The sequence below is a fragment of the Microbacterium sp. NPDC091676 genome (genome assembly GCF_044756645.1).
Taxonomy (GTDB): domain Bacteria; phylum Actinomycetota; class Actinomycetes; order Actinomycetales; family Microbacteriaceae; genus Microbacterium; species Microbacterium paraoxydans_D.
On sequence record NZ_JBIVTI010000001.1, the window covers coordinates 1,245,279 to 1,261,926 of the forward strand.

The 16,648-nt window shown below is 71.4% G+C and carries 16 protein-coding genes; 12 read left to right on the top strand and 4 right to left on the bottom strand.

All coding sequences use genetic code 11. The features are described 5' to 3' along the window. Positions 1-83 precede the first annotated feature (83 nt). Entirely contained in the window at positions 84-941 is an 858-nt protein-coding gene (locus tag ACIQID_RS06180) for a MurR/RpiR family transcriptional regulator (RefSeq protein WP_312673354.1), read from the top strand. A 24-nt stretch (positions 942-965) separates the two neighbouring features. On the opposite strand, the gene ACIQID_RS06185 is transcribed toward ACIQID_RS06180, so the two are convergent. Next, positions 966-2,108, bottom strand: a complete 1,143-nt coding sequence (locus tag ACIQID_RS06185) for a DUF998 domain-containing protein (protein WP_400282943.1) — start codon at positions 2,106-2,108, stop codon at positions 966-968. A gap of 105 nt (positions 2,109-2,213) precedes the next feature. Between ACIQID_RS06185 and ACIQID_RS06190 the strand changes: the two genes are divergently transcribed. The 8 genes from ACIQID_RS06190 (at position 2,214) to ACIQID_RS06225 (ending at position 10,712) form a co-directional block, all read left to right on the top strand. Beyond that, positions 2,214-3,170 (top strand): helix-turn-helix domain-containing protein, encoded by a 957-nt coding sequence (locus ACIQID_RS06190; RefSeq protein ID WP_400282946.1) that lies wholly within the window; start codon positions 2,214-2,216, stop codon positions 3,168-3,170. Between the two features lie 827 nt (positions 3,171-3,997). After that, the gene (locus ACIQID_RS06195) at positions 3,998-4,786 is read left to right on the top strand and encodes a MoaF C-terminal domain-containing protein (RefSeq protein ID WP_400282949.1); all 789 of its coding nucleotides are present in this window, start codon (positions 3,998-4,000) and stop codon (positions 4,784-4,786) included. Positions 4,787-4,909: 123 nt separating this feature from the next. Then, positions 4,910-5,332: a nuclear transport factor 2 family protein gene (locus ACIQID_RS06200; RefSeq protein ID WP_085606741.1), complete on the top strand. Its 423-nt coding sequence runs from the start codon at positions 4,910-4,912 to the stop codon at positions 5,330-5,332. A 32-nt stretch (positions 5,333-5,364) separates the two neighbouring features. Beyond that, complete coding sequence (locus ACIQID_RS06205; RefSeq protein WP_400282952.1) at positions 5,365-6,531, top strand: ABC transporter substrate-binding protein; 1,167 nt, start codon at positions 5,365-5,367, stop codon at positions 6,529-6,531. Positions 6,532-6,611: 80 nt separating this feature from the next. After that, the gene (locus ACIQID_RS06210) at positions 6,612-7,472 is read left to right on the top strand and encodes a branched-chain amino acid ABC transporter permease (protein WP_400282955.1); all 861 of its coding nucleotides are present in this window, start codon (positions 6,612-6,614) and stop codon (positions 7,470-7,472) included. Next, the gene (locus tag ACIQID_RS06215; RefSeq protein WP_400282958.1) at positions 7,459-9,231 is read left to right on the top strand and encodes an ATP-binding cassette domain-containing protein; all 1,773 of its coding nucleotides are present in this window, start codon (positions 7,459-7,461) and stop codon (positions 9,229-9,231) included. Before ACIQID_RS06210 ends, ACIQID_RS06215 begins: the two co-directional genes overlap by 14 nt. Further along, positions 9,228-9,920 carry an ABC transporter ATP-binding protein gene (locus ACIQID_RS06220; protein WP_071327384.1) on the top strand — a complete coding sequence of 231 codons (693 nt, stop codon included), beginning with the start codon at positions 9,228-9,230 and terminating at the stop codon, positions 9,918-9,920. Before ACIQID_RS06215 ends, ACIQID_RS06220 begins: the two co-directional genes overlap by 4 nt. 111 nt (positions 9,921-10,031) lie before the next feature. Further along, positions 10,032-10,712 (top strand): HAD-IA family hydrolase, encoded by a 681-nt coding sequence (locus ACIQID_RS06225; RefSeq protein ID WP_400282962.1) that lies wholly within the window; start codon positions 10,032-10,034, stop codon positions 10,710-10,712. 21 nt (positions 10,713-10,733) lie between these two features. Here the strand turns inward: ACIQID_RS06225 and ACIQID_RS06230 are convergent, their stop codons facing one another. After that, positions 10,734-11,768 carry an aldo/keto reductase gene (locus tag ACIQID_RS06230; RefSeq protein ID WP_331202447.1) on the bottom strand — a complete coding sequence of 345 codons (1,035 nt, stop codon included), beginning with the start codon at positions 11,766-11,768 and terminating at the stop codon, positions 10,734-10,736. Positions 11,769-11,887: 119 nt separating this feature from the next. On the opposite strand from ACIQID_RS06230, the gene ACIQID_RS06235 reads away from it, so the two are divergent. Further along, positions 11,888-12,445 carry a TetR/AcrR family transcriptional regulator gene (locus ACIQID_RS06235; protein WP_400282966.1) on the top strand — a complete coding sequence of 186 codons (558 nt, stop codon included), beginning with the start codon at positions 11,888-11,890 and terminating at the stop codon, positions 12,443-12,445. Positions 12,446-12,452: 7 nt separating this feature from the next. On the opposite strand, the gene ACIQID_RS06240 is transcribed toward ACIQID_RS06235, so the two are convergent. After that, positions 12,453-13,268 (bottom strand): SDR family NAD(P)-dependent oxidoreductase, encoded by an 816-nt coding sequence (locus ACIQID_RS06240; RefSeq protein WP_136050833.1) that lies wholly within the window; start codon positions 13,266-13,268, stop codon positions 12,453-12,455. A gap of 53 nt (positions 13,269-13,321) precedes the next feature. Next, positions 13,322-14,071: an SDR family NAD(P)-dependent oxidoreductase gene (locus tag ACIQID_RS06245; protein ID WP_400282970.1), complete on the bottom strand. Its 750-nt coding sequence runs from the start codon at positions 14,069-14,071 to the stop codon at positions 13,322-13,324. 243 nt (positions 14,072-14,314) lie between these two features. Between ACIQID_RS06245 and ACIQID_RS06250 the strand changes: the two genes are divergently transcribed. Continuing rightward, positions 14,315-15,769 (top strand): APC family permease, encoded by a 1,455-nt coding sequence (locus ACIQID_RS06250; protein WP_400282973.1) that lies wholly within the window; start codon positions 14,315-14,317, stop codon positions 15,767-15,769. Positions 15,770-15,807: 38 nt separating this feature from the next. Further along, positions 15,808-16,647 (top strand): molybdenum cofactor biosynthesis F family protein, encoded by an 840-nt coding sequence (locus tag ACIQID_RS06255; protein ID WP_400282976.1) that lies wholly within the window; start codon positions 15,808-15,810, stop codon positions 16,645-16,647. Position 16,648 lies beyond the last annotated feature (1 nt).

The window sequence follows — 16,648 nt, forward strand, 5'->3', positions numbered from 1 at the left end:
CGGAAAGAAAGAAAAGCGACTACACAACACGTAGACTCGCTGAAAAGAATTTACCATCCCGTTCCGCCGTTCCGGAGGATACCGTGAGCATCCAGTCGACGATCGAAGCCGCCGCTGCGACCCTGCCCCCGTCGCTGGCCCGCGTCGCGGCCGCCGTGCGGGAGAATCCGAGCCTCGTGATCGACAAGACGATCAGCGAGCTCGCGACGGAGTGCCGCACCTCGGTCGCGTCCGTCGTCCGGTTCTGCCGGGCGATCGGCTTCACCGGCTACGCCCCGCTGCGCATGGCCCTGGCCACCGAGCTCGGCAAGGAGGCCGCCCAGTTCTCCGCCCGCGGCGCCTACGGCTCCGAGATCTCCGACGAGGACTCCCTGGAAGAGGCCGTCTCCAAGCTCGCCGCCCTGGAACTCCTCGCGATCGAGGAGACCGTCGGCCAGCTCGACTTCGCCGTGCTGGCGGCGGCGGTCGCGGCCATCGACGGCGCCGACCGGATCCTCCTCTACGGCATCGGCGCCAGCCAGTTCGTCGCCGAGGACCTCGCGCACAAGCTGCTCCGCGTCGGCCGCAACGCCCACGTCCTCTCCGACCCCCACGAGGCGATCGCCGCCGCCGTGCTCCCCGTGGGCACGACCGTCGCGATCGGGTTCTCGCACGCCGGGTCGACGATCGAGACGGTGCGGTTCCTCGAAGCGGCCGTCTCCAACGGCGCGACGACGGTGGCCGTCACCTCCGTGAAGGACTCCCCCCTCGCCCAGGTCGCCGACCATGCGCTGTTCACCGAGGTGCGCGAGTCGACCTTCCGCGCCGGGGCGATGGTGAGCCGGATCGCCCAGCTCGCCCTCGTGGACTGCCTCTTCATCGGCGTCGCCAAGCGCCGGTACGCCGAGACCGTCGACGCCCTGCAGCGCACGCGTCAGGCGACGCGCCTCCTCCGCGACTGACGTCGTCGCCGAGCCCTCGTCGCGTCAGCGGACCGCGGTGTCGGGAGCGGTCAGGGCGTCGGCCCGCGGCGCGCGACCGCCCATCGTCCCCGCCGTGCGCAGGAACACGATGATCCAGCTGAAGATCAGCACGGCCGCGATGAGCTCGACCGCCGTGAGGTTGTAGTAGCCGACCGCGAAGAACGCCCCCAGCAGCACGATGACCAGCACGTACGTCCAGCCGAGCCCCACGAACACCCGCGGGATGCTGCGCACGAACCAGGGCAGACCCACCACGACCACCGCGAACACCACCGCCATGCCCGTCGCGACCGTGTTGTGCAGGCCGAAGAACTCGTCGACCGGGAAGATGCCCACGCACGCGAGGAAGATCCCCATGAGGATGAGGCCTCCGCGCACGATCGTCCGGCCGCGGCGGTCGAGCGGGTCGTCGACGGGCAGCCCCGCGGTCGCATACCGGGAGATGGTCGTCACCATGATCCCCGCGATGATGAGGGTCACGTTGAAGGCCACCGAGGCGCTGTTGCTGCTCATGCCGAGCGCGGACAGGTTGTCGCGCCACCAGTGCACGTCGCTCGACGCCAGCATCGCCGCGAACGCACCCACGACGAGGAACACCGCCAGCACCAGCGACAGCACGGTCGGCGTCAGCGCGACGGCGCTGAGGAAGGCGACGTAGCCGGTGAGCGCGAAGGCCACCGCGACGAGGATCGCCCCGGGGAACGGGAAGACCGGGGCGTCGACGAAGCTCTGCTCCAGCAGCTGCGCGATGCCCAGCCAGCCGAGGTAGGCGATGGCGGCGTGCGCGAAGGCGATGGCGGCGAGGTCGTACCAGCGGAGCCGGTCGCCGGGGACGGCGAATCCGTCCCTCGCGACCGCGGGGTCGACCTCCGGAGCGCGCACGGCGAGGCGTCCCAGGGCGAACGCGATGGCGGCCGCGATCGCACCGCCGTACGCCGCGAACATGCCGATCGAGCCGGTGCCGCTGATCGAGAGCTGGTGCCCCCAGAACACCGGCAGGGCCACGAGGAATCCCACCAGGAGGAACGCCGCGCCGACGATCAGCGCCGTCGCCTCGAACACCGCGTCGGAGGTGGAGGGACCGCGCACCTGACGGAGCACCTGGCGGACCCGCTGCGTCACCGTCGACATCATCCCGTCCTTCACGGACCACATCCTAGACCGCACCCCCGCGCGGTCGTCGCCGGTGGTAGCATCGCGGAACGGATCGTATACAACGTCGTCGTTCCCACCAGCCCGAGGTGATCAGTCATGAACGGTGCCCTCACCACCCCCGCCGAATCGGTGTCGACCCTCGTCGCGCGCAACATCAGCGAGTTCCGCGCCGCCGTCTCCGAGTCGTTCGTCCCGCTGCAGGTGTCCACTGCGGGCGCCGACCAGTTCCGCGGCGTGATCCGCGGTGCCGCCGTCGACGAGGTCCACGTCAACGACATCCGCGCCACCTCGCACGTCGTCGAGCGCACGACCGAGCTCATCGCCCGCGGCGACCGCTCGTACTTCAAGGTGAGCCTGATGCTCACCGGGACCGGGCTGCTCATCCAGGACGACCGCGAGGCCGTGCTGCAGCCGGGCGACCTCGCCGTCTACGACACCGATCGGCCGTACTCCCTCGTCTTCGATCAGGACTTCCGCACCATGGTGGTCATGTTCCCGAAGCACCTCATCAGCCTTCCCGCGGACATGATCGGGCAGCTCACGGCCGTCCGCATCTCCGGGCAGGAGGGACTGGGCGGCATGGTCGTGCCGTACCTGACGCAGCTGGCCGGAAACCTCGACGAGCTGGCCGGCACGACGGGGGCCCGGCTCGCGCACAGCGCCCTCGACCTCGTGACCACCGTGTTCACGCGGGAGCTCGGTCTCGACCAGGCCTCCGCCGACCCGCACCGCGCCCTCATGCAGCGGATCCGTGCGCACATCGACCGCAACCTCGCCTCCACAGACCTCGGTCCGGCCTCCATCGCCGCGGCGCACTTCATCTCCACCCGCCACCTGCACGGACTGTTCCAGGAGCAGGGGGTGACCGTGTCGACCTGGATCCGCACGCGCCGCCTGGAGCAGTGCCGCCGCGACCTCCTCGACCCGATGCTCGCCGACCGCCCCGTCGCCGCGATCGCCGCCCGCTGGGGCTTCGTCGACGCCGCGCATTTCAGCCGTGCGTTCAAGACCGCCTTCGGGGTCTCCCCCAGCGAGTACCGCGCCACCCACTGACCCCGTTCTCCCCATTCCCGTCGCGCGCGGGATCAAAATCGCCCCGCCAGCGCCCGCCCCGCGCACGTTCCTGATCCCGCGCCGCCCCGCACCCCGCGCGCGGGATCAAGAACGCACCCCATCCCCGTCCAGCACGGGCACTTTCGATCCCGCACCGACGGGCGACACCACACGCAACGCGTCAGGCATAAGATCCCCGGGCGGGATCACGAACGTGCCTCACCCACGTCTGACACGGACGATCCTGATCCCGTACCGATGCGCCGCGCGCGACGGCACGCGCCGTCCGCGTGCGGGGTCAAGAACGCGCCGCACCCGCGACCGACAGGAACCCTTTCGATCCCGCATCGTACGGGGCGGGACGCGTGACTCGATACGGGATCAAGAACGCACCCCGTCCCCGTCCGGCGAGGGCACTTTCGATCCCGCACCGACGAGAGGCACGCCGTGCGCGAGAGGGCACCGCGCCCGCGTGCGGGATCAGGAACGGGCCCGACACCCGTGCGGCAGGGGCGTTTTCCGTCCCGCGCCGGGGTGGCCGCAGGCGGAACGCCCGTGCGGGATCAGGAACGGGCCGCCGTTGGGCGTGGCAGGGGCGCTTTTGATCCCGCACGGGGGGCAGGGGCGGATCCGGGGGACGGAACCGGGAGGGCGCAGCCGCGCGGGGGCGGGCTTGCCCGGGAGGGCACGCCGGTTGACTCTCGGCGCGGGATGGACTCCGGGCGCTTGAGGGCTCCCCCGGCACGGCCGCAGCATGAGGCAAGCGCATCGCGACGACGCGGTGCCCGGGGCGACGAGGCCCCGCCGTGTGCGACGTCAGGACCCTCATGACCGACATCTCCACCGACCCCGCTCTGGACGAATGGCGCACGTACGACGAGTTCGCCGCGGGCATCGACACGTTCCGCCTGCCGAACACGACCCTCGCCGGAACCGCGCTCACGCTCACCCTCGACGACGACACCACCCTCGCGCTCCGCTTCGACGAGGACTCCGTGACGTGGGAGGGACTGGGCTCCTCCGGCCGCGACCCGTATGACGCGGTCTGCGTGCGCGACGATGTCGTCTTCGTGAACATCCCCTTCGAGACCCGCGAGCGCGAAGCCCTCACCGTCGTGTTCTCCACCACGACCCACCGCGCCACCGTCATCCGCTCCCGCATCGCGGCGGAGGCCGTCGAGGGCACGCCGCAGGTCGGGCAGGACTTCTGGGCCGCGACCACCGACGCCGGCCCCGCGACCGGAGAGGTGCCCGGTCCGAGCCGCGACCTCATCGGCAAGCGGAACATCTACCGCTACAGCCCCCACCACCTGTACGAGCACGTCTACGTCTCCAGCCAGCGCTACGCGTGGCAGTGCCTCGAGGGCGTCCAGCGCGGTCACGGCGACATGGACCTCTCCACGGTGTGGAAGTTCGCGGACGGCCTCTACCTCTTCTGCTTCCGCGAGTTCCGGATCGCGGTGGCGAGCGTCTGGCTCCACGACCTCGGCTACCAGCTCATGACGACGGGGATCTTCCTCGGACTCAACGGCGACGGCGAGTTCGAGCACTCCCGCGCCGGCGGACACATCTACCCCCTGGGCGCCGTCGCCTACCCCGACGCGCAGCCCGTCTGACCCTTCGACCCCTTCGACCCTTCGACAGGCTCAGGGACCCACCTTCGACAGGCTCAGGGACCCTTCGACAGGCTCAGGGACCCACCTTCGACAGGCTCGGGAACCCGGAACGAAAGAGAGCACATGAGCAACGCAGACCTGATCCGCGACCACTACGCCGCGAACGACCGGGGCGACCTGGACGGCATGCTCGCGCCCTTCGCCGCCGACATCGAGTGGACGGAGGCCGCCGGATTCCCCTATGCCGGGACCTACATCGGCCCGGACGCGGTCGCCGAGAACGTCTTCGGCCGCATCCAGGAGGAGTGGGACGACTACACCGTCGCGATCGACGAGGTCGTCGACGGCGGCGACGTCGTGGTCGGCATCGGCACCTACTCCGGCACCTACAAGCGCACCGGGCGGTTCTTCGCCGCCCGAGTGGCCCACGTCTGGCGCGTGGCGGGCGGCGAGATCGTCGCCTTCGAGCAGTTCACCGACACGGAGCTCGTGAACCGCGCCCTGCGCGCACCGTCGACGAGCACCGACACCCAGCCTTCGAGCTGACAGCACGACCCGAACAGGAGAGGCAGAAGCACATGAACAGACGAGCATCCGGCACCGCGGCGGTCATCGCCGTGGCCGCCCTCGCTCTCGCCGGCTGCGCCGGTGGCGACGGAGCCGGGGGCGACGGCGCCCCCATCGTCGTCGGCTCCGTGAACACGATCAGCGGCCCGGCGACGTTCCCGGAAGCGTCGCAGGCGGCCGCCGCCGTCTTCGACGCGTTCAACGAGGAAGGCGGCCTGGACGGCCGCAAGATCGAGTACAAGATGCTCGACGACAAGGGCGACCCCGCCACGGCGACCGCCTCGGCGCGGGAGATCGTGGGCAGCGACGAAGCCGTCGCGCTCGTGGGCTCCGCGAGCCTCATCGAGTGCGAGATCAACGCGAAGTACTACGAGCAGGAGGGCATCCTCTCGGTGCCCGGCATCGGCGTCGACACGGGCTGCTTCGACAGCGAGAACATCTCGCCGGCGAACGTCGGCCCGTTCAACGACATGACCCTCACGCTGCAGTACGGCTCCGAGGTGCTCGGACTCGACGACATCTGCATCCTGCTGGAGATCGCCGGCTCCACCCGCCCGACCTACCAGGCCGCGATCGACAAGTGGACCGAGATCACGGGCAAGGAGCCGAAGTACGTCGACGACACCGTGCCGTACGGCGCCTCCGACTACACGCCCTACATCGTCAAGGCGCGGGACCAGGGCTGCAAGGCCCTCGCGATCAACCCGGTCGAGCCCGACGCGATCGGACAGGTCAAGGCCGCGAACGCGCAGGGCTGGGACGACGTGACCTGGCTCTACCTCACGAGCGTCTACAGCGAGAACTTCGCCGACGCGATCGACGACGCGGGCGCCGGCATCTACGTCCCCGCGGAGTTCTATCCCTTCACGGACGACGACGAGATCAACGCGGACTGGCGGACGCTGATGGAGGAGAACGACATCCCCCTCACCTCGTTCAGCCAGGGCGGCTACCTCGCGGCGACGTACTTCATCGAGGTGCTGAAGAGCATCGACGGCGACATCACCCGGGAGAGCGTCTCCGAGGCGCTGAAGGGCATGGACCCGATCGAGAACCCGATGGTGGGGACGCCCTACGCCTTCGGCACGCAGAACACCGCGGGCTGGCCGATCATCCTGAAGTCGGGCACGAACGCCTGGGAGAAGGTCGCCGACGACTGGCTCCGGATCGGCGAATAGTCCCCGCGCTTCGACAGGCTCAGCGACCCTCGCCGGGTCCCTGAGCCTGTCGAAGGGCCCCTCACCAGAAAGGACGCCTGATGCTCCAAGGCGCCATCGCCGGTCTCGCCGCCGGCGGCCTCTACGCCGTCCTCGGCGTCTGCCTCACCCTCATGTCGCGCCTCGTGCGCGTGGTGAACTTCGCCCAGGCCGCCACCGGCATGTTCGGTGCGTTCACCGCCGTGTGGTTCGTCCGCGAGATCGGGCTGCCCATCTGGCTGGGCTCGATCCTCGGGGTCCTCGTCGCGGGCGTGCTCGCCGCGGCCATCGGGTTCATCGCCGCGACCTGGCTGTCGGAGGCCTCGACGACGACCCGCTCGGCCATGACGGTCGGCCCGCTCCTCCTGCTCATCTCGCTGTCGTTCATCCTGTTCGGCAACAAGCCGCAGCCGTTCACCCCGATCATCGCCGGCCCCGCGTTCTCCTTCGGCGGCGTGGTGATCAGCCAAGTCACCGTCGCGACGGTGGCGATGGCCGTCGTCACCGCCGTCGCCGTCCGCATCGTGCTGCGCCGCACCCGGGTCGGCACCCAGCTGCGCGCGCTGTCGGAGCGGCAGACCACGGCGGAGCTGCTCGGCATCCGCTCCCGGCCGCTGTCGATCGCCGTCTGGTTCGTCACCGGGATCATCAGCGCCATCGCGATCATCATCGTCGCGCCCTCGCAGTCGAACGACGCCACGAGCCTGTCCATGCTCATCGTCCCCGCCGCGGCGGCCGCGCTCCTGGGCGGCTTCCGCCGGCTCGACCTCGCCGTGGTCGGCGGGCTGCTCCTCGGCGTCCTCGGCGGACTCGTCGCGCAGATCGACGAAGTGGCGCTCGTGCGCAACTTCCTGCCGTTCCTGTTCATCGTCGTCCTGCTGCTGTGGACGCAACGCAAGGAGGTGTGGGATGCCGCTCGCTGACCGCCCCTGGTTCCGGATCACCTGGCCGTTCGCCGTCGCCCTCGTCGGCATCGGCGTGGGCGCGCTCCTCAGCGCCGCCCTTCCCGGGTACTTCGTCTTCCTCGCTATCAGCGCCGTCACGGCCGCGATCGCGATCCTCGGCCTCGGCATCGTGACCGGCTCGGCCGGGATGATCGCCCTGTGCCAGCTCACGTTCGCCGCGGTCGGAGCCTGGATCGTCTCGCTGCTGAACGTGATGCAGGCGCCGGGCGGGTTCCTCGTCTGGCTCGTGCTCGGCGGTGTCGCGGCCGGTCTCGTCGGCATCCTCGTCGGGCTCCCCGCCCTGCGGCTGCGCGGGGTGAACCTCGCGGTGGTGACGCTCGGCTTCGCCGCGGCGGCCGACGTCACGCTCGTGCAGATCCAGTTCCCCGGCTCCGCGGACGGCATCGCGATCGAGCGCCCGGCGCTGTTCGGGAGCGACCGGGAGTTCTTCTTCCTCTCCATCGTCGTGCTCGCCGTCTGCGGCCTGGCAGTGTTCTTCCTGCAGCGCGGCCGGTGGGGCGCGAGCTGGAAGGCCGTCGCGTTCTCCGAGCGCGGCACGGCCGCGGCCGGGCAGAGCGTGCGCACCGCGAAGCTCACGGCGTTCGCGGTGTCGGCGGCCCTCGGCGGCATCTCCGGCGGGCTGCTCGCCGGACAGGTGCAGCTCCCCTTCGCCTCGAGCTTCACGCCGCTGCAGTCCCTCGCCCTGTACGTGCTGGCGATCATGTCCGGCGCGCACCTCATCGACATGGCCATCTTCGGCGGACTCCTCTGGGTGCTCGTGCCGGAGCTGCTCAAGCGCTGGGGCGTGCCGCAGGACTGGGGCTTCGTCGTGTTCGGCGTGCTGGGTGTGCAGGCGCTCACGAGCGGCACGAACCTCGGCCAGGGCATCCGCAACCTCCTGTACCGGCGGGCCGATCGGCGCACGGCCACCGCGGAGCTCACCGCGCTCCCGCCGGACGCCGGGACCGATGCGACGGCGATCACCACGACGACGACCGCCACCGTCGACGAGGCGGCCCTCGACGGCGCCCCGGTGCTCACGGTCGACGGCCTGACCGTGCGGTTCGGGGCGCTCACGGCCCTCGACGACGTCTCGTTCGCGGTGCCCGCCGCCTCGATCATGGGGCTCATCGGCCCGAACGGCGCCGGGAAGTCGACCTTCGTCGACGCCATCAGCGGCTTCCTCCCCCAGCACGAGGGCCGCGTGCTCCTCGGCGACCGCGACCTCGCCGGGCTCTCCCCCACCCGGCGTGCGCGGCTCGGACTGCGACGGACCTTCCAGCAGGACCGCGTCCCTCCGGCGCTGACGGTGGGCGGCTACGTGCGCTTCGTGGCCCGACGGCGGCTCGCCGCGGCGGACATCGACGAGGTCCTCGCGTTCTTCGGATGCCCGCCTGCCCGGGCGCGCCTCTCGAGCGTCGACGTCGGCACCCGGCGGCTCGTGGAGGTCGCGGCGAACGTCGCCGCCCGCCCGCGCCTGCTCATCCTCGACGAACCCGCCGCCGGCCTCTCGCACGAGGAGCATCTGGCGCTCGCGGCTCGCCTCCGCGAACTCCCCGGGCGCTACGGCGTGGCCCTCATCATCATCGAGCACGACCTGGACCTCGTCCGTTCGGTGTGCCCGACCCTCACGGTCCTCGACTTCGGCCGCGTCCTGGCGAGCGGCCCGCAGGCGGAGGTCCTCGCGAACCCCGACGTCGTCAAGGCGTACATGGGAGAGACGGAGCTGCTGAAATGAGCGCACTGGTGCTCGACGGCGTCACGGTGAGCCGCGGCGCCGGGCCGGTCATCTCGGACGTCTCGCTGCGGGTCGCCGGCGGCGAGGTCCTGGCCCTGGTCGGCCCCAACGGGGCGGGCAAGACGAGCCTGATCGAGGCGGTGTCCGGCGTGACGCCGCACTCGTCCGGGTCGATCCTGCTGGACGGGGATCCGATCGACCGGCTCTCCCGCGTGGCGCGGGCCCGGCGCGGCATCGTGCACATCGAGCAGGGGCGGGCCGTGTTCCCGTCGCTGACCGTGCGCGAGAACCTCTCCCTCACGGCACGCACCGCCGGGGAGATCGAGGCCGTGCTGGCGCAGTTCCCGGAGCTGGAGAAGCGCATCGACTCCCCCACGGCGCTGCTGTCGGGTGGGGAGCAGCAGATGGTGGTGCTGGCACGGGCGTTCGCGGCGAAGCCCCGGGTGCTGCTCATCGACGAGATGTCCCTGGGCCTCGCGCCGGTGGTGTTCCTGCGCCTGATGCCGATCGTGTCGTCGATCGCGGAGTCCGGGGTGGCGGTGCTGCTGGTGGAGCAGTTCACGCAGCTCGCACTCGGTCTCGCGCAGGAGGCGGTGGTCGTCGCCGGCGGCCGCGTGTCGTTCCAGGGCGCGCCGCAGGCCCTCCAAGACGACCCCGCTCTCCTCCACCGCGCCTACCTCGGGGGCTGACTCCCCGTCGACCCACCCCGTTGCGTTCCTCCCGACCCCGTGCGTACGTGCGCACGGGGCCGGGGCGCGCGAAAGGGGGTGGGTCGGCGGCGTGGGGGTTAGCCTGAGGGAGTGACCGAGATCCTCCACGCCCGCGCCGCCCTCCTCGACATGGACGGGACCCTCGTCGACTCGACCGCCGTCGTGGAGCGCCTCTGGCTCGCCTGGGCGGAGCCGCACGGGATCGATCCGGAGACCGTGCTCCGCACCGTCCACGGGCGCCAGGGACACCAGAGCATGGCGATCCTGCTCCCCGAGCGGGACCACGCGATCAACCTCCGCGAGAACGAGGTCATGCTCGCGACCGAGGCCTCCGACGTGGACGGTGTGATCGGCATCCCGGGTGCCGAGGACCTGCTCGCCGCGCTGTTGCCGTTCCCGCACGCGGTGGTCACCTCGGCCAACGTCGCCCTCATGACCGCGCGGATGGGCCAGGCCGGGCTCACGGTCCCCGAGCTCGCCGTCACGGCGGAGAACGTCTCGGCCTCGAAGCCCGATCCGGAGGGCTTCCTCCTCGCCGCCCGCACCCTCGGCATCGACCCCGCGGACTGCGTCGTGTTCGAGGACTCCGGCGCCGGCATCCAGGCCGCCCACGCCGCGGGCATGCGCGTGATCGGCATCGGTCCACACGCCGGGGCCCACGCCCCGACCGTGCACGTCGACGACCTCACGCACGTCGCCGTGGTCCCGACCGACGACGGCTTCGAGCTCCGCATCGACGGACGCGCGGGCCGGAGCGACCCCGCCGACTAGGCGGCTGGAACCGTCCGCCGACTAGGCGGCGGAGCGGTCGGCGGCCGGACGCCGACGGAGGACCGGCTCGAGCACCGCGGGCGGGTTGTACTGCTGATCGAGACGACCGACGTCGGAGCCCGGCGGGACGATCTCGTCGATGCGGTCGAGCACCTCGTCGCTCAGCGCCACGTCGACGCCCGCCAGCAGGTCGTCGAGCTGCTCCATCGACCGCGGTCCGATCAGCGCGCTGGTCACGCCGGGGTGCGCGATCGCGAAGGCCATCGCGAGGTGCGTCATCCGGATGCCGCTCTCCTCGGACAGGGCGACGACCTGCTCCACCGCGTCGATCCGGCGCTCATCCTGGTTGTGCCGGAACATGCTCGCCCGGGCGAGATCGGTCTGCTGTCCCTTCCGGAACCGCCCGGTCAGCATCCCGCCGGCGAGCGGACTCCAGACCAGCGTCCCCAGGCCGTAGCGCTGCGCGACCGGCAGGACCTCTCGTTCGATGCCGCGGTTGAGGATCGAGTACGTCGGCTGCTCCGTCCGGAAGCGCTCGAGCCCGCGGCGCTCGGACGTCCACTGCGCCTCGACCTGCATCGACGCGGGGAAGTCGGAGCTGCCGATCGCACGGACCTTGCCGCTGCGGACGAGGTCGGTGAGGGCGGAGAGCGTCTCCTCGAGGTCGACGCTGTCGTCGGGACGGTGCGCCTGGTAGAGGTCGATGTGGTCGGTGCGCAGCCGACGGAGCGAGTCCTCGACGGCGCGCATGATCCAGCGGCGGGAGTTGCCGCGGCTGTTGGGGTCGTCGCCCATCGGTCCGTTGAACTTCGTGGCGAGCACGACGTCGTCGCGGCGCCCGGCGAGCGCTTTGCCGAGGAGCTCTTCGGACCCGCCCTGCGAGTATCGATCCGCGGTGTCGATGATGTTGATGCCCGCGTCGAGGGCCCGGTGGACGATCCGGATCGAGTCCTGTTCGTCGCCGTTGCCGATGCGGCCGTCGGTGCCGAGCATCATCGCGCCGAGCGCGAAGGGGCTGACCCGGATGCCGGTGCGGCCGAGGGTGCGGTAGTGCATGAGCGGTTCCTTTCGTGGCTGGCATCCCGTCCTCCGGTGTCCTATCGTTGACCGAAGCGGAACGCTCTTCCGGAAGCATACGGAACGCTGTTCCGTTTATGCAACCCCCCGGAGGATCCATGCGCGCCGACGCCCGCCGCAACACCGACGCCCTCATCGACGCCGCGCGCGAGGTCTTCGCGACCGACGGGGTCGACGCACCCGCCCGAGCGATCGCGGATCGGGCCGGCGTCGGAGTGGGCACGTTGTACCGACGGTTCCCGCAGCGCTCGGATCTCGTGGTGGCCGTCTTCCGCAACGCCGTGGACGCCACGGAGCAGGCGGCCGCCGAGCTCGCCGCCGCGCACGAGCCCGACGAGGCGCTCGCCCTCTGGTTGCAGCGGTTCACGCAGTTCATCGCGACCAAGCGAGGGCTCGCCGCCGCCCTGCACTCCGGCGACCCCGCCTTCGAGGCGCTGCCGGCGTACTTCACCGCCCATCTCGGGGGCGCCCTCGACGGCCTGCTGCACGCCGCGGCGGCGACCGGGACCATCCGCGCCGACGTCGACGCCACGCAGCTGCTGTACGCCGCGGCGAACCTCTGCCAGTCGGCGGGGTCGGAGGAGCAGAGCCTGACCCTGGTCGGACTGCTCGTGGACGGCCTCCGCTACCGCGCGACAGCCGCCGCCCGCCCCTGACCCGGTGCTACATCCCGGCGTGGTCGAAGGCGATGGTCGGCACGTCGACCACGTGCGACCCGCCGTCCGCCACGATCACGGCGCCGGTGATGTACGACGACTCCCCCGACCCGAGGAACCGCACGACGGAGGCGATCTCGGCGGGCCGCGCCGGGCGGCGCAGCGGCACGTCGGCGGTGACCGTCGCGTACCCCTCCTCGCGGGAGCCGAGACCGGCGTGCGCTGCGAACTCGTCCATCTCCTCGTCGGCCATCGGCGTCTGCACCCACCCGGGGCAGATCGCGTTGACGCGCACGCCGTGACGCCCGTAGTCGCGCGCGAGCGTCCGGGTGAGGCCGATGAGCGCGTGCTTGCCGACCGTGTATCCGGCCACCGACGGCCCCGCGAAGAGCCCGGCCAGCGAGGAGACGACCACCACCTGCCCCTTGGCCTCGATCAGCGCCGGCAGCGCCTCGCGCGCCATCACGAACGCGGTGGTGAGGTTGGCGCGGATCGCGGCGTCCCAGCTCGCGTCGTCGGTCTCGGCGACCGGGGAGAACCCGTGTCCCCCGGCGTTCGCGACGAGGACGTCGATCCGGCCGAACCGCGCGAGGATCTCGGCGATCGCGGCCTGCGCCGACGCGGTGTCCGCCGCGTCCGCGACGACGGGGAAGGCCCCGACGGCCCGCTCGACCTCGTGCAGCGGCTCGGGGCGGCGGCCCACCACGACGACGTGCGCCCCTTCGGCCGCGAACCGCTCGGCGACCGCCGCGCCGATGCCCGTGCCGCCTCCGGTGATGACGACGACGCGTCCGGAGACGCTCGATCCGACCACGGTTGCCATGTGTGCTCCTGTGTGTTCTGCGCGCGTGCGCGGTGGGGCCGGACGCGGGCGCGTCAGGCGGGGAATCCCGACCGGGCGGTGTACCCGAAGTCGCTGAGGAGGGTGGTGCCGTTGACCGCCCGGCTCCGCGGGGAGAGGAGGTAGGCGACGTGCGCGGCGACCTCGTCGGCGCTCTGCACGGGGAAGGCGGGCTCGTGGAACGCCGCAGCGCCGAGGTCGCCCCGGCTCATCGGTGTGTCGACGATGGACGGTGACACCGCGTTCACCCGCACCCCGGTGCCGGCGAGGTCGACCGAGAGCGCCCTCCCGAACTGGACGAGCGCGGCCTTCGACGCGGCGTAGGGGGCCATGCCCGGGGAGGCCACGACGGCCGAGTCGCTCGCGAGCAGCACGACGGAGCCCGCGGCGGACTCCCGGAGCGCCGGGATCGCGTGCTTGAGCACGAGGAAGGCGCCGGTGACGTTGACGGCGAGGACGCGGTTCCACGCCTCCAGGGCGGTCTCCTCGATCGGCGTCCCCACCGGGCCGGAGATCCCGGCGGCGCACACCACGGCATCGAGACCGCCCAGCGCCCGGGCACCCGCGTCGACCGCGGCAGCCACCTGCGGCTCGTCCGTGACGTCGGCGGCGAGCAGCACCGGATCGATGCCGGCCTCCCCCGCCGCGTCCCGGAGCGCGGCGGCGTCCCGGTCCAGCAGCGCGACCCGCACCCCCTCGGCGGCGAGCGCCCGGGCGACGGCCCGGCCGATCCCCCCGGCGGCCCCCGTGACGAGGGCGGTCGTGCCGTCGAGCTGCAGGTCCATCGCATCCTCCGACCGCGGTCCGGCGCCGCGCGGCGCCGACGAGACAGCGGTGTCGTCCCGGTCATCCTGCTCCGCGGGGCGGAGGGGGCGCACGCCCGCCGCCGGGGTGTGCGCGGTGGCACCATCGTCCTTCGCTCACGGTCAAGCGTCGGGACGGGGCGGCGAGCAGACTCGCTCTATCGACGATTCCCCTCGTCGTCGATGCCGTGTCCGCACGGCCGTCACCCGAGCAAAGGAGCCGACGTGGCAGAGCAGACCTCCGCACCCACGACGCCGCACCACACCTCCCTCCGCCCCGGCGCCCTCGGCGTCGCGGGCATCGTCTTCCTCGTCCTCGCCGCCGTCGCGCCGCTGACCGGGATCGTCGTCGTCGCCTCCCTCGCGATCGCGCTGGGCAACGGCGGCGGCACCCCGATGTCGTTCTTCCTGGTAGCCGCGATCCTGCTGCTGTTCGCGATCGGCTACGCCCAGATGTCGAAGCAGCTCGTGAACGCGGGAGGCTTCTACGCCTTCGTCGTGAAGGGCCTCGGCCGCACCGGCGGGCTCATCGCCGGCCTCATCGCGACGCTCGGCTACAACTTCTTCGTCGTCGGCACGATCGGCACCAGCGGCTTCTTCATGCAGACCATCATCCGCGACCTCACCGGTCTCGACGTGCACTGGCTCGTCTGGGGCCTGCTGTCGATCGTCGTCTGCTTCGTGCTGGCCCGGATCGGCGTCGACTTCAGCTCGAAGATCCTCGGCGTGTGCCTCGTGCTCGAGGTGCTCATGCTCGTCGTGTTCGACATCTCGGTGCTCGTGCAGACCGGCTACGACGTGGCGGCGTTCAGCCCGGAGGCCGTGTTCTCCGGCTCGCTGCCCATCGGCCTGCTGCTCGCGGCGACCGGCTTCCTCGGCTTCGAGGCCACCGCGCTCTTCAGCGAGGAGGCCAAGCAGCCGCTGCGCACGATCCCGCGGGCGACCTACACCTCGATCATCGCGATCGGCGTGATCCTCGGCGTCACGACGTGGGCCGTGGTGAGCGCGACCGGCGTCGCACAGGCGCAGGCCACGGCGCTGGAGCACCTGCCCACGGGCGACCTCATCTTCTCGCTCTCGCAGCAGTACCTGGGCGGCCCGCTCACGACCGTGATGATGGTGCTGCTCCTGGTGAGCCTGTTCGCGGCGATGCTCGCCTTCCACAACTCGGCCACCCGCTACCTGTACTCGCTGGGCCGCGCGAAGATCCTCCCCCCGGCGCTCGCCCGCACCCGCCCGAACGGCGCTCCGCAGCTCGCGGGCATCGTGCAGGCCGGCTTCGCGGCGATCGTGGCGATCCTGTTCGCCCTCGCCGGCGCCGATCCCATCGTCACGCTCGTGCCCGCGATGCTCGGCTTCGGCACCCTCAGCGTGCTGATCCTGCAGGGGCTCGCGGCGATCTCGATCGTCGTGTACTTCCGACGCCGGAACGACCCGCGGTGGTGGAGCACGTTCATCGCGCCGGGCATCGGCTTCCTCGGCATCGCGGCCATCTCGATCCTGGCGATCGTGAACTTCAACATCGTGGCCGGCTCCGAGGAGCTCGCGATCCGTCTGATGCCGCTCCTGCTCGTGCTCGCGCTGATCGGCGGCATCGTCTACGCCGCCTACCTCCGCCGTGCCAAGCCCGCCGTCTACGACGGCCTCGCCACCGACCTGGAGCGGTTCAGCGACCGCTGACGTCCGCCCGACCCCGTTCTCTGAAGGAAGGAATCCCCATGACGACCCTCAACCCCGCCGACACCTCCACCTGGCTGCCGCTGGAAGGCCTCGCCCCCGGCTTCGACGCCAACAAGGCCCCGCACAGCACCGCCCTGAGCGGTCGCGAGATCGCCGTCGTCGACGCCCGCGGCACCCGCATCGTCCACCGCTTCGACGACTCGACCGTCGCCTGGGAGTACCAGCCCGGCACCGAGGACCCCACGGAGGCCGCGGCCGACACCGACGACTACGAGGCGTTCGAGGTCGACGACGAGCTCTACTTCGTGCAGTTCCACCACCGCTACCTCCCGAACGAGGCCGTCTCGCTCGTGCTCGACCTGCGGCACGGACGCTCCCTCGCGGTGATCTCCGAGATCCTCCCCACGCCCGAGCAGGGCCGCACCCGGGTGCAGCACCACTTCGCTCCCGGCACCATCGAGGGCGCCGACGTCACCGGCACCGAGGCCGCCCCCACGACCACCCTCATCGGCCGCCGTGTGGAGTGGGTCTACAGCGAGGAGCACGCCTACGAGCACGTGTACCTCTCCCCGCGCTGGTACTCGTGGCAGTGCCTGGCCGGTCCGGAGCGCGGGCTCGCCGACACCGACGAGAACAGCGTGTGGGAGGTGCGCCCCGGCATCTACGTCTTCGCGTGGCGCGAGAAGGTGATCCCGTGCGCCTCCGTGACGATCGCCGACCACCGCGACGTCAACGCGATCCGCTCCCACGGCGTGCTGTTCGGTCTGGACGAGACGGGTGAGGTGCCGACGCACTTCACGTTCGGCGCGCACGGCCGCCTGCTGTCGACCACTCACCACACGCCCGCGCTCGAGCCCGCGACCTTCGGAGACGCCTGAC